A 13,511-nucleotide genomic window follows, 5' to 3' on the forward strand; every position below is an offset into this window, starting at 1 on the left:
TTGCTTGTAAATATAAAACAGCTGGTAATGGTACATTATTGGTTGACGCTCTTTTACGGTGGTCATGACCGTAAGTATTTGGAATGAGGCCCAATCCTTGTGTTTAGGAATCTTTTACCGGCAAAAATTTGATTCTAATGTATTCATTTCAAGTAGTAGCTCCCAGTTTTTTATAGTCGGTAAATTATCAAAATATCATATTATGCATCTTTCACCACATAAATAGCCTATTTCCCAACATTAATTTCTTTCAACGGCACAACCCTTATACTTTAGCAGTGTAATAAAAAACGAATTAATAATTTTTTCATTTTCATATAGTGTTCTCGTAAAAGAGCTTTGTCTTAAAAGATAAGGCTCTTTTTAGTTTTAGTCCGTTTGGGATTATTAATAGTTAAGGAGTAATTGTTTCATTATGGCATTGTTACATTAAATCACTCCCCTACCTCAACGATCTGTGCATTGGCCATAAACAATTCCTGCATCCGCTCCATTCGGCTATCGAACTTAGTGGAAAAAATGGCATACTGACATCTGTCCAAACTTTCAGGGATTCGGATGACATCGGAAAAAGGGCTGGGTTTGGACAAGAATTCTGCATCGTCTACAATAAACAACTTTAGCTTTCCTAAATTGATGCCGTTGAGGTAAAAAATCTTGCTTAATCTTTTAGGGGTAGCGATAACAATATCCACTCCCTCAAAAATTTCATTCCGTTGTGCTTCTATATTGTGTTCTTCATAAACGGAATAAATACGAAGGTCCATTCTTCTTGTAAAGCGTTCAAATTCACCTTGTAGGGTCAAAGCGGATTCCTTGTCCTTTACAAAGATGAGTGCTCGTGGCGCCTCTTCAAAGGCCGCACAATCCAATTTCTGAAGTGTACTGATTATGATCGACGTAGTTTTACCGGCACCGGCAGGCGCTATACCAAAAACACTGGCTCCCCCTTTAATTTTTGAAAGAATCGCTTTTTGAAAGGGAAGAGGCTCCTTAATTCCCTGTTGCCCCAACACTTCTCTTAACTGTTCCTGTATTTTTTTGAATGCCATATTAAGTATTATCTATTCCAATTTTAATTCTTTGTAATTGTTAAATAACAAGTTTCTCTTGCCTAACCACAACTTTTGATCACTTCACAACAATAGTTTTTACTCCTAGGTTTTCTATCCTACTTTGGTCGTGTAATAAAGAATTAATAATTTTTTCATTTTCATATAGTGTTCTCGTAAAAGAGCTTTGTCCTAAAAGACAAGGCTCTTTTTAGTTTCTAAGGTTTTGGAAAGTATAAAAGATTAAGGGATCCAGTTGTTCTTGCCAAAATTGGGTTTTCGTTTTTCCAAAAAGGCATTTCTTCCTTCTTCTGCCTCTTCCGTCATATAGGCCAATCTTGTGGCTTCACCGGCAAATACCTGTTGCCCTACCATACCGTCATCGGTGAGGTTCATGGCGAACTTTAACATTTTTATGGAAGTTGGCGATTTTTCGAGTATTTCCTGGGCCCAATCATAAGCCGTGTCTTCCAATTCCTCATGGGGAATAACTGCGTTTACCATTCCCATTTCCAAAGCCTCTTGGGCCGAATAATTCCTGCCCAAGAAAAATATTTCCCTGGCTTTTTTTTGTCCCACCATCTTTGCCAGATAGGCAGAACCGTACCCTCCGTCAAAACTGGTTACATCGGCATCTGTTTGTTTAAAAATAGCATGTTCCTTGCTGGCCAGCGTTAGATCGCACACTACATGTAAGCTGTGACCTCCCCCAACGGCCCATCCCGGAACCACGGCAATGACTACTTTGGGCATAAACCTTATTAACCGTTGTACCTCCAGAATATTCAGTCGGTGCATGCCGTCTTCCCCAACATAGCCCTTATGGCCCCTAGCTTTTTGGTCACCTCCGCTACAAAAGGAATACACCCCATCTTTGGTAGACGGACCTTCGGCAGAAAGTAGCACAACCCCTATACTTGTGTCCTCTTGGGCGTCATAGAAGGCCTGGTATAGTTCACTTGTGGTCTTGGGCCTAAAGGCATTTCTAACATTGGGCCTGTTAAAGGCAATTCTAGCAACGCCATCACATTTCTTATAAGTGATATCCTCAAATTCCTTAACTACTTTCCAATCAATTTTTTTACTCATTTCTAAAATGGTTTAACAGTTATCAAAGATAATACTCTTTATTTTGATGATTTTCTACTTATGGTTTGCTATTTTTTTCCGCGATCCATTTGGACATAAACTTGGTACCGGCCAAGGTATGATGCAAGAGCATGGCACCTATAAAATTGTCAGCCCTGTGGCCTTTTATATTCCTGCTTAACCGTTCAATTTTATCCCTTAATTTTTTTTGCAAAACAGCTTTGTCATAAAAACTATTTATAATGTGGGTTCCGTTTTGTCGGGCAACGGACCACTTTTCTTCATTTTGGTACAGGCGAACGGCAGCCTTTGCAAAAGAACGTGGATCATTGGCGATAACTCCGTTCCATGGCAAGTTTTCGCTGATGCCTTCAGCGCCAATTTCTGTTGTTATGCTCGGCGTACCGACTAACATGCCACGGAGTAATTTGCCCTTTATTCCCGCTCCAAAATTTAGGGGGGCAAGATTTAATCTAGCCTTGGAGATAACCTCACTTGCATTATCGGCATGACCCATGATATGAAACCCTTCTTTTGGCTTGTTCAATTGCTTAATGCTTTCCGGCATATAAGCGCCGTAGATAAAAAGATCTGTATTGGGCAAATCACTTCGGATAAAAGGCCAAATGTCCCTCTTTAGGGTTTGGATAGCGTTTACATTTGGAGCATGTTTTCCATTGCCGATACAGACAAAGTCCTTTTTTTGATCGAATTGGAGCCAATTGTTTTGTTTCTCGTCATCAATGGCGTCAAACATAATAGGTAAATGCAATAGTAAACCGTCATCCATTTTTATAGTCCTCTTCAGAAGCTCCATTTCATATAGGGAAATGATCAAACTAAGGTCGCATCTATAAATACTGGCAATTTCCCTTTTTGTCTGATCTTGTTCCAACCAAAATTGTTCTGTAAAGGGAACGGACTTCTTATACGCCAGCTGTCTGCTAATCCTAAGGGAGTGTAAATCTTCGGTGTCCAAAATACGTAGGGCGTTTGGAGCATTTTCCACAACACGCCAACCAAATTGTTCTTCTGTCATAAAACGATCGAAAAGCACCATGTTCGGATTTAATTGCTTTATAAAGGTATCAAAACTGGAATGGTTTAGGAGAATGGCCTTTTTACTGACCCCAAGACTGTTGAGATCATAGGAAAAATCGCTTTCAGCTGCAGTACTGGCAAAGGTAATCCCATAGCCCTGCGTTAGAAAGAAATGTATCAATTGCAGCATTCTGCCTCCAGCTGCCGTTGTATTGGGCTCCGGCCAAACATAGCCTATGATCAGTATTTTTTTATCCATTTTTGGAGAGCGTTCCTTTTTAAAGTCGCTTGGCGAATTTCTGGGAGATTTTAGAGCGTAATTTACGCTCATAGTCCTCTTCCAGCCACTCTTTGTAGTTTTTGGTATTGTTCATGATACAATAGGAATACTGCCGTACGCGGTAAGCAATCTCTTCCTTTAATTTTTTTGCCAGGATACGGGCGTCAAAAACATCTTCACTATTCTCCACGCATATGGTGGCGTGCTGTTCAATACTGTTCTCCAGAACGGTTTTGGATTTTAGCCCCTGGGCAAAAACCTTTTTGTATTCTGCCTTTATGTCGAATTCGATATTTTTGGACTTGCTAAACAAGGCCTTTAAGTCGGCCGGCATTTCATACACAAATTCCCGTTCAATCTCTTCATCATTTTTTATGCTTTCCAAGAAGAAATCTGGGAAGTGAAAAATTTCCTGCCAATCTATGGGGGCATTCCAAAGTCCAAATCGGGCCACGTTGTTTCCAAGATCTACCACCGTAAATTCATTCTTGTTCGGCAATATCCTGGAACCCCTTCCAATCATCTGAAAATATAGGGTCAAGGATTTGGTAGCTCTGTTCAAGATAATGGTTTCCACGGTAGGTTCATCAAACCCAGTGGTCAGGATACTGACCGAAGTAAGTATGGCATCAGGGGTTTTTGAAAACCATTTTAAAATTTCCTTACGTTCCGACGCACTGTTCTTATTGTCTAAATGCCGAATGTTGTACCCCGCCTTTTTAAAGGTGTCCAAAACATATAGTGAGGTGTTGATGCCGTTATTAAAAATAAGGGTTTTGGTACCTTTCGCAATCTCCTCATAGGCATTTACCAATTTGGTAAGCATGTTCTGGTTACCGTATAACTCATCCGAAGATTTTACCGTATAATCACCGCTAATGCCCAATTTTAAGCTTTTAAGGCTTACGTCGTAATTGTACATATTGGCCTTGGCCAAAAAATTCTTGTCAATGAGCGATGAAATGGATTCTCCCACGATCAATTTTTGATAGTGGTCCTTCATAGGCAGTTTTATGTTGGAGCTTAATGGTGTTGCGGTTACACCGAGGATAATCGACTTCTTAAAATATTTGAATAATTTTCTAAAGGAATTATAGTGGGCCTCATCAATGATGACAAGTCCAATATCATTTATACTTACCTTATCGTCCTGAAGCCTATTGTTCAGGGTTTCTACCATGGCCACAAAGCACATATATTGGTCTTGGTCGTGTAGCTCCTTTACCTCACTGTTTATTATTTTATTTTTAACGCCAAATCCCTTTAACATTCTTGAGGTTTGGCTGCTCAATTCAATTCTATGGGTCAGAACTACTACCTTTTTATTGGTCTTATTAATATATCTTTTGGCAATTTCAGAGAAAACAACAGTTTTACCACCCCCTGTGGGCAATTGGTATAAAAGGTTCATATCGTCCGGGGATTCCTCCAAACACTTAAAAATGGTGTTCAGGTCTTCCTCTTGATAATCATAAAGGGTTTTTTCTGTACTTTCTTTAGGTAGCTCCAAACGGGAAATGAAATTTTTTAAAATTAAGAAAAATCAAACCTTACAAAATTAAGAGTTTTTTGTGCCGGTTTCAAATTTATAAGGCAAAAACATGAAATTGGGATTGCTTATGGAGTACATTTAAGAAGAGAACTCCCTAGGGCAAGGTAGTACAAAATGCGTTTAAAAATTAGAAAATGAAGCTAGCTTGTGGTTAATCTATGATATCCAAGGATTTGGAGAAGTCCTCCCTATTGGGCCAATTGTGATCCTGGCTAAATATATAACAGACAACAATTCTGTCCTTAAAATCGCTTAAAAGGGCATTTAATGAAACAAATTGGACCAATTCGTTAAAGGAATTCCCCATACTTTTATAGAAAGCCTCAGGGACATTTTTTTCTAAAGAAAAAGACTGCGCCACCTCTAGGTTGTAAAGCATAAGGTCGGCCGTTAAATGTGGGTCTACGCCCAATTTCACGAAATGCTTTATATATTTTTGGGCAACAGACCTCCTAGCCTTGGCTCTTTTTCTTTTTATTGGAAAGTACTCATTGGATATTTTTATTTTTGCTTCCTGCACCAGCTTATCTTCCTTGGGGTTGAATACAAAATCATAGTATTCCTTAACTACTGGAAATCTGTGATATAAGTCGATCAATTGCTCTTCTAGTTCCTTTTTTTTTAATTCGGATAAATATTTTACCAATGCTCTTTTACTCATTCTCCCTATTAAATCGATTTGAATTTAAGAATTGCAATTTCCCATTATAATATCAAAAAATGGCACAAGGAAGTAAATTAGTATTTTAATAATTGGATTCCACAGTGAATATCATAAACTTCTCATAAATTATGTATAACTAATGCCGCATCCCTTGGAAAAGACATAAAAAAAAGGTATAATGAGAGATTAACACTTCAAAATCCAAATAAAAAATATATGAGGCAACTAAAGATTATCAAGCAGGTTACGAATAGGGAATCAAAATCACTAGACAAATATTTGCAGGATATCAGTAAAATAGAGTTGATCACGGCAAATGAAGAGGTTGAATTGGCTCAGAAAATTAGGGATGGAGATCAAATTGCCTTGGAAAAGCTTACTACAGCAAACTTAAGATTTGTAGTTTCGGTTGCCAAACAATATCAGAATCAGGGTTTAAAGCTACCTGATCTAATAAATGAGGGAAATGTAGGATTAGTTAAAGCGGCCAAGCGTTTTGACGAGACACGGGGGTTTAAATTTATTTCCTATGCGGTGTGGTGGATACGTCAGGCTATTCTACAGGCACTTGCCGAACAGTCCAGGGTTGTTCGCTTACCATTGAACAAAATAGGCTCCATAAATAAAATTAAAAAAACATTTTCGTACTTGGAACAGGCCCATCAACGGCCACCATCACCCGAGGAGATAGCCAAAGAATTGGAAATGTCCGTTAGCGAGGTAAAGCAATCTTTAAAAAATTCTGGAAGGCACGTTTCCATGGATGCACCCTTGAAGGAAGGAGAAAACTCCAGTCTATACGATGTAATACGTTCAGGGGAGTCACCACGACCGGATAGGATACTTTTACAACAGTCATTAAACACCGAGATCAATAGGGCTTTGGATACGCTTTCCCAAAGAGAGGCAGATGTTGTTAAATTGTACTACGGTATAGGTGACCAGCAATCCATGACCTTGGCGGAGATAGGGCTGACTTTTGACTTAACACGGGAAAGGGTTAGACAGATAAGGGAAAAAGCAATTAGAAAGCTTCGTCACAACTCCAGGAGCAAGTTGCTCAAGACTTATTTAGGATAGGTTGTATAAAACAAACAGGCCGAATAAATAGTATTTATTCGGCCTGTTTGTTTTTAAAAGCAATTGGATTAAGAATAACTCAATTTACTGATATTGAAATCAATTAGAATTTCATTTAAATCTTCAATGAAGTTTAAATAAGCTGTGTTGTCTGGATTTTGTTTTGCCATCTTAATAGGGGTTTTTTAGATTTTGAATTCCGGGCAGAACTACATGTAGTCCAACTCCGCCAATTCGTTCAAACTTAAAATTTCATTTAAATCTTGTAGGAATGCTAGGTATTCCTCTCCGTAGGTGTCGTATAACATAGTAAGGCTTGGTTTAGGTTATTATTATTGTTTGGGTCAATAATCATATGGTAAACATATTTATTATCTCTTTCCACACCAATTAAATGTTGTGTACAAGTGTTTTTTAGTTGTAAAGTGTACAGTTTATAAAGTTTAATCCTTTTATGGGCAAATGATTTAAGAACTTCCATTTAATTGCTGACCATACTTATTACTGTAACTGTAAATGGCGCTATTAACTTATTTCCTAAAAATTTTATTGGTTAGGTCCTTTAATTGGTCCAGGAAATTTATTTCCTCCAATTCCCCCAGATTTTTTTCACTTTTATAGCTACTACTATTGTAAAAGGTAATATGCTCTGAGGTGGTAATATCAAAATCGATTTCGAACAAGTCGTTATAATCAAAAGTTTCTTCCTCTATATCAATAGGTGTGAATTTAGGATCCGAGGATGCTGCCCTATCGTTTTCAGGGGTTCTCCTATTGGATGGTGCTTTTGGGGCAAAATTTGATTTGGCCTTTTCAAAAGTTACCGAAGGGTCTAAATGCAGTTTTTGAGGTTTATTGATGGCCTTTTTTAATTCCGCGTTATGATTGGAAGGGCTTAACATCCCGTCTGTAGACAACTTCTGTAATTTAGCTTCTATATACAGTGAAACCAACATTGCCTTTTCCCCAATAACTTTGTCCGTATGATTGTGGAGGGTTTCCAAAAAATACAAATCGCTAAGATCACCAACTTGTTGCATCTCTTGAAGTAATAGAAGTTGTGATTCCCTATCCAAAGAGTTGAACAAATGGTTAAATACATAATGTTCCCCGAAATCTACAATATTGTTGTCGACATCCTCCTCATCGATATCCATGGGATACTCAAAAAGGAACTTCAATATTATTTCTTTGATAAGATTGGCAATGGATTCGTTTTCTTCCTCATCCAACATTTCATTTAATAAAGGGACTTCACGAATATCCCCCATTTCTGCAATGGAATGTAGTAATTTCACTTTTTTAGACTCCCAATCGGTGTAGAACTTGGCAGCCGGTAGTTTCATTTCTCCGAGATCCAATAAATTCTCATCTTTCCCTATGGCCTCTGCCCTACTCTCTTCCTCTACATGGGACTTCAATATGTCACTAATTTGTTTTTTCATATAGGGATCTAGGACCACCTCATAATCCACTTCAAAATCATTAGGGTTAATAATTGGGTCTGATTCCGATTTTATTTCTTCGATTTCCAATATTAAGGGCAAAAAATCGATGTTTAAAAAAGAGGCCTCCTTCTTCTGTGGGTTGTTAGGGGAAAGCATATCATTTTCCCCGTAAATTTCCTCGTAGATCGCCTCATAAGGGTTTCTTTCAAAACCTTCCATGCCCAGGCATGCCCTTAAGAACTCCAAATCGTTGGTAATCATCAGCACTTCCTGTATTTCGGGACTGCTACCTTCATTGGGATCCTCATTATTTGTTACCAACGGAATAAAGTCAAGATCAAGCTCCTCCTCTCTTAATGAATCAGGTTTGATACTGGCATTTTGAGAATTGCTGTCCAAAGGCCTATTATTTTTAGGTTGTTCCATTATTGATTCTAAATCTTTTAAATTGTCGTTAACATCTTTGTTATGCTTCAGCATGGTGCTATTCTCGGTGGTTTGGGCGTCCAAATGTTCCGAGTTTTCAAAGGCATCTATTTGTAGTCCAAACTCTTTGGACATTTTGTGGATTATTTGTCTTGTACCGTCATCAAAGTCAATATACATTTCCAGGAGGATATTGGACATGATTTGTTGGTTGTCTGTCCGGTGTAAAAGTTTCCATAATTCTACCTTGAGGTCTATCAGCTCCCTTTTCTTTCCTTTAATATTTCCTTGGTCATATAGCAATAGTTCACATATTATTCCCCGTATTTGTTTCATTTTTGCTTCCTTATTGTTCCGCTTTATTAGTGTACTGCTTCTTAAAAGGAATAGGATAGTCAAATACATCAGGGTCAACAAAACGAATAAGGTCGTAAGATCCCATAACAGACTGGTATGTATTTTGGGTATATTCACCTATTCGCACTTTTTAGTTTTATCAATGTTTATTTCCCCTTGTTTTAATAAGCATCAGTTCCCTGTCAATGGCCTTCTCTACCATGGGATATGCCAATATTAATTGGTCGTATAACCTTCCAATTTCCTGAAGATCCTTATTGTTCTTACAGCATACTGTAATATTATCTACAAGGGAATAGAGGTGATCCGCTCTCATCATGGAAAGTCCCGTTTTAACCTTGTGGGCCGCGAAACCCAAACGATTAAAATTGCCTTCGGGAATATATATATTGGCTCTACCAATAAAATCCAGCATATTTTGTTTAAATAATCCAATCAATTCCTCCAGCAGGTCTATTTCGCCCATGCACTCTTCCAATAAATCTGTTAAGCTGACTTCCCAGGCTTCCTTTTTTAATGAAAAGTGGGCAAGGCCTGTACTAGGTTCAATTAGAGATTTGGACTCTTTATCCTTTTTGTATTTAAATAAAGTGGTCATTAAATCATCTGGGCTATAGGGTTTCAGGATATAATCATTTATACCCAGTGCTTTACATTTGTTTTTATCACTAATGGTAAAATTGCCTGTCAATGCTATAATGGGTATGTTCTTGATATGATTATTACTGGAGTCTCGAATTATTTGGGTAATTTGATATCCGTTCATTACCGGCATTCCAAGGTCCATCAGGACTAAATCTACCCTATGATTTTGCATATAATCCATTCCAGCTAGGGCGTTATCCGTTACAAATACTTTACACCCCCAAATTTTTAGGCGCTGTTCAATTATTTTTTGAATGAGTATATTGTCCTCAAAGACAAGTAGGTGTAGTCCTTCTATGTTTTTATCGGTTGTATCTGTATTATTGGAATCTGACTGGAGGCCCGATGTTTTGATCTGTTTGCCTTTTTTATAGGGGAGGGTGAACTTATAAGCACAACCATCACCCAAGGTGGCCATTGTTGTCAAGGAGCCATTTAGGATTTGTATTATTCCCTTTACCATGGCAAAACCAATCCCTGAACCGCCTATATCGGTTTCCATATCTTCAGTTAATACAGTATTGGGCCTTAAGGTGTTTTTTAATGTTCCGGAAGGCAAATCCCTTATTTCAAAATCGAGTTCATAGTAATTACTGTTCTGCTTACGAAGCTTAATTTGTAGAAGGATATTTCCTTCGTCAATCAATTTTATCGAATTTCCTATGAGGGTAAGCAGAATTTGGGACAATTTGGATGGATCTCCCAATAGAATTTCAGGAATTTCGGTATCCAAATCCACCTCTAGGGTAACATCCTTGTTAGTTATTAGGGTGTTGCACAGATACATGGTATCCCTAATAATGCTGTAGAAATTAAAATCGATACTTTCAAACCTTTCTTTTCCGGAGGTGAGCTTGGTATATTCCAATAGCTCATTGATTATTTCCAAAAGGTTGTTGGAGGAGGTAGATATGGAATTAAGATGGGATATTTGTTCTGAGCTTAGGTTGCCGTCTTTTAGCAAATCTACCGACTCAATTATTCCATTAATTGGGGTTCTAATTTCATCACCTACTTTTGCAAGAAGCCTGCCTTCCACTTGGCTGGTTTTATTTTGTAAAGTATTTAGCCTTTGTTTATTCCCAATGGTCAAATCAAAATCTTTGTTTTTGGTATTGGAGTTGGAAATTTTTGATTTGGGTCCCAGGACTTTTTCCTCAAGACGATATTTAAAGGTCATAAAGGATTTTTTTAATAAGGAAGCTTCCTCAGAGGTTAATTCCTCGAAGGAGAAATGGTTTAGTTGACCTTCAAGATTTGTCAGATGGGATAGTAGGTTGTTGGTTTTCAATTTTTAATAGTTTGGGTTCTGAAAGTCTAAAACTCCCCTTTTAAAGTTCCGTTTACAATTAAATGTTATCTACGCTTCGTTTTATGTTGTCAAATGCCGTTATTTGTATGTATCAAACCCTCTAAGTATGAAGTATTTTATCGGATTTATAGGTATTTTAACGATTATGGCCTGTAAGGAAAAACAAGAAAAATTGACAGAGTCGCTCCCAGAGAAAGCTGCACGTATACACGAAAACGTGATCACCATAGATACCCATGTTGATATTAATGTGTCCAATTTTACCGATACTATAAACTATACCCAGAAACTGGACAACCAAGTAAATTTGCCAAAACTTATGAGTGGCGGACTGGATGTTCCCTGGTTGATAGTGTATACTGGCCAAGGAGAATTAAACGAGGCTGGGTTTGCCAAGGCCAAGGAAAATGCCATGGCAAAGTTCAATGCCATACATCGATTGTGTGAGGAAATAGCCCCGGAAGTGATAGATTTGGCCTATTCCTCCAACGATGTCTACCAAATTATAGGTTCTGGCAAAAAAGTAGCCATGATAGGGGTTGAAAATGCTTACCCTATAGGCGAGGATCTGTCGGAATTTGAAAACTATTATAATTTAGGGGCAAGATATATTTCCTTATCCCACAATGGGCATAGTCAATTCTGTGATTCCAACACTGGTGAGGCCGATGGCGTATGGTTGCACAACGGGCTAAGCGACCTGGGAAAAAAGGCCGTTCAGGAGATGAATCGGTTGGGAATAATGATCGATGTATCCCATGTATCCAAAGAATCCATGAAACAAATGATAGCCTTGTCCAAAGCGCCTATTATTGCATCCCATTCCTCAGCACGGGCCCTATGTGACCATAGCCGGAATTTGGACGACGAACAATTGTTGCTCATGAAAGAGAATGGAGGTGTGGTACAAACGGTGGCCTTTAGTTCCTATTTGAATACAGAAAAGCATGAGGTCTATGCTGCCTATTTAAAAGATTTTCAAAAGGAGGTAGCCGATTCTTTGGGAATAGATTGGTATACCTTTGATGAGTTTGCCGATCTGTCCGAAGAAAAGAAAAAGACCTTTATGGAGAATTACTCCAAAGTAGTTGGGATGGCCAAGGCTAAGGTTGGTAAGAGGAAAGATCAACCACAGGCCGTGGATGTGGCCGATTTTGTAGACCACATTGATTATATGGTGAATTTAATTGGTATCGATCACGTGGGAATCAGTTCCGATTTTGACGGTGGTGGAGGCATTGAAGGGTGGTCGGACGCGTCCGAAACCCCCAATGTAACCCTCGAGTTGGTTAAAAGAGGTTATTCTGAAGAGGAAATTGCACAACTTTGGGGAGGCAATTTACTACGGGTATTGGATCAGGTACAGGAAGTGGCGAACGCTTACGCCCTTAATTAAACTTCTGTAGCCAGACGATCCCTTACAAATTCAATTTTGGTCTTGCCATGTGGTTTGGGTTTTCCATCCGCACCTAAATTGACCATTATGATATTGTCTACCGTGACAATAGTTTCCCTGGTCATTTTATTCCTAACTTCACAGTTAAGTGTCAAGGAAGTCTTTCCAAATTTTACCACGTCTATGCCTATTTCAACGATATCACCCTTTAATGCAGTGCTCATAAAGTTTATTTCGGACATATACTTGGTAACCACTCGTTTGTTTTCCAACTGTATAATGCTATATAGGGCGGCTTCCTCGTCTATCCAGGCAAGTAACTTGCCCCCAAATAAAGTACCATTGGCGTTTAGATCTTCCGGTTTCACCCATTTTCTAGTATGAAATCTCATGTCTTTTATTTTTATTGCAAAATTAGTAAAGAAATTTGCCCCATAATACTCTTCAAGTGGAAATGTCAACCGATTTAGGTAAATCTAAATTACATCTTAATTTTTTGTTCAATTTGGGAATTAATGTGGGTGATAATCATTAGATTCCCATAATTCTCGGGCAATATATTAGTAGGATTATTCTTGATTAAATTGAAGTCTATTTTGTAATACTAAAATTTTTTCTTTTGGTTTTTCCCTAAAATCAGGACATTGTTCCTAGTGCATAATAACAATGTTCATAACCTCGTTAAAAACTATACAGAATTGCCGAATATGGGAAAACCCTAATTCCTACCTTTATAAAAACACCAATGATATGAGCAATAGGTCCCATAGTCTTTTGGAAATTCGTCCTATAATCCCTTCAGCGAAAGTAACGGAAATTATGAGCAGTGATGAGAGGTTTCAAAACCAAACCTTACGTCCGGTAATAAAAATGCAAAACTCCTTACTGCTTTTGGTCTTTCAGAATTACATCACTAAACATAAAAATAGTTTTTATGACTTAGGGATGCAAAAACGTCTGATTTTTATAGAAAATGCGATCCAAAAGGACATTAAGTTTAGAAATTCCTTAAAAGGAATTGTCATAGGCCAATTTACCACAGAGGAATATGAACTGTACATACTTAATTCCTCCTCTTTAAATAAGCGTATGATGCAAATGGTCATTGAACGCATTAAGGATCAGGTTCAATTTTTTGAAAAAGTTTCACTTCAGACGGTTTAGACTGA

Annotated in this window: 11 protein-coding genes; 3 read left to right on the forward strand and 8 right to left on the reverse strand. The window is 38.0% G+C overall.

Features of this window, described 5'->3' with window-relative positions:
* Positions 1-434: 434 nt before the first annotated feature.
* The 5 genes from MWU84_RS14055 to MWU84_RS14075 all read right to left on the reverse strand — a co-directional run bounded on the left by MWU84_RS14055 (position 435) and on the right by MWU84_RS14075 (position 5,675).
* Positions 435-1,052 carry a DEAD/DEAH box helicase gene (locus MWU84_RS14055; RefSeq protein WP_246902410.1) on the reverse strand — a complete coding sequence of 206 codons (618 nt, stop codon included), beginning with the start codon at positions 1,050-1,052 and terminating at the stop codon, positions 435-437.
* A gap of 243 nt (positions 1,053-1,295) precedes the next feature.
* Positions 1,296-2,141, reverse strand: a complete 846-nt coding sequence (locus tag MWU84_RS14060) for a 1,4-dihydroxy-2-naphthoyl-CoA synthase (protein ID WP_246902412.1) — start codon at positions 2,139-2,141, stop codon at positions 1,296-1,298.
* Positions 2,142-2,199: 58 nt separating this feature from the next.
* Entirely contained in the window at positions 2,200-3,513 is a 1,314-nt protein-coding gene (locus tag MWU84_RS14065; RefSeq protein ID WP_348647875.1) for a glycosyltransferase, read from the reverse strand.
* On the reverse strand, positions 3,461-4,972 hold the full coding sequence (locus MWU84_RS14070) for a DEAD/DEAH box helicase (RefSeq protein ID WP_246902416.1): 1,512 nt from the start codon (positions 4,970-4,972) through the stop codon (positions 3,461-3,463). Before MWU84_RS14070 ends, MWU84_RS14065 begins: the two co-directional genes overlap by 53 nt.
* A gap of 193 nt (positions 4,973-5,165) precedes the next feature.
* Positions 5,166-5,675: a DUF6155 family protein gene (locus tag MWU84_RS14075; protein WP_246902418.1), complete on the reverse strand. Its 510-nt coding sequence runs from the start codon at positions 5,673-5,675 to the stop codon at positions 5,166-5,168.
* 219 nt (positions 5,676-5,894) lie between these two features.
* On the opposite strand from MWU84_RS14075, the gene MWU84_RS14080 reads away from it, so the two are divergent.
* Entirely contained in the window at positions 5,895-6,758 is an 864-nt protein-coding gene (locus MWU84_RS14080) for an RNA polymerase sigma factor RpoD/SigA (RefSeq protein ID WP_246902420.1), read from the forward strand.
* A 530-nt stretch (positions 6,759-7,288) separates the two neighbouring features.
* On the opposite strand, the gene MWU84_RS14085 is transcribed toward MWU84_RS14080, so the two are convergent.
* Positions 7,289-9,106: a hypothetical protein gene (locus MWU84_RS14085; protein ID WP_246902422.1), complete on the reverse strand. Its 1,818-nt coding sequence runs from the start codon at positions 9,104-9,106 to the stop codon at positions 7,289-7,291.
* Positions 9,107-9,128: 22 nt separating this feature from the next.
* The gene (locus MWU84_RS14090; RefSeq protein ID WP_246902424.1) at positions 9,129-10,925 is read right to left on the reverse strand and encodes a sensor histidine kinase; all 1,797 of its coding nucleotides are present in this window, start codon (positions 10,923-10,925) and stop codon (positions 9,129-9,131) included.
* A gap of 127 nt (positions 10,926-11,052) precedes the next feature.
* Between MWU84_RS14090 and MWU84_RS14095 the strand changes: the two genes are divergently transcribed.
* Positions 11,053-12,342, forward strand: coding sequence for a dipeptidase (locus MWU84_RS14095; protein ID WP_246902426.1), 1,290 nt, complete (start codon positions 11,053-11,055; stop codon positions 12,340-12,342).
* On the opposite strand, the gene MWU84_RS14100 is transcribed toward MWU84_RS14095, so the two are convergent.
* A complete protein-coding gene (locus MWU84_RS14100) occupies positions 12,339-12,734 on the reverse strand; it encodes a hotdog domain-containing protein (protein WP_031444187.1) in 396 nt (131 codons plus the stop codon). The two genes, MWU84_RS14095 and MWU84_RS14100, sit on opposite strands and share 4 nt — an antisense overlap.
* Positions 12,735-13,092: 358 nt before the next feature.
* Between MWU84_RS14100 and MWU84_RS14105 the strand changes: the two genes are divergently transcribed.
* Entirely contained in the window at positions 13,093-13,506 is a 414-nt protein-coding gene (locus MWU84_RS14105; RefSeq protein ID WP_246902428.1) for a glyoxalase, read from the forward strand.
* Positions 13,507-13,511: the final 5 nt, after the last annotated feature.

It is taken from the genome of Arenibacter sp. F20364, from assembly GCF_023015905.1.
Classification (GTDB): domain Bacteria; phylum Bacteroidota; class Bacteroidia; order Flavobacteriales; family Flavobacteriaceae; genus Arenibacter.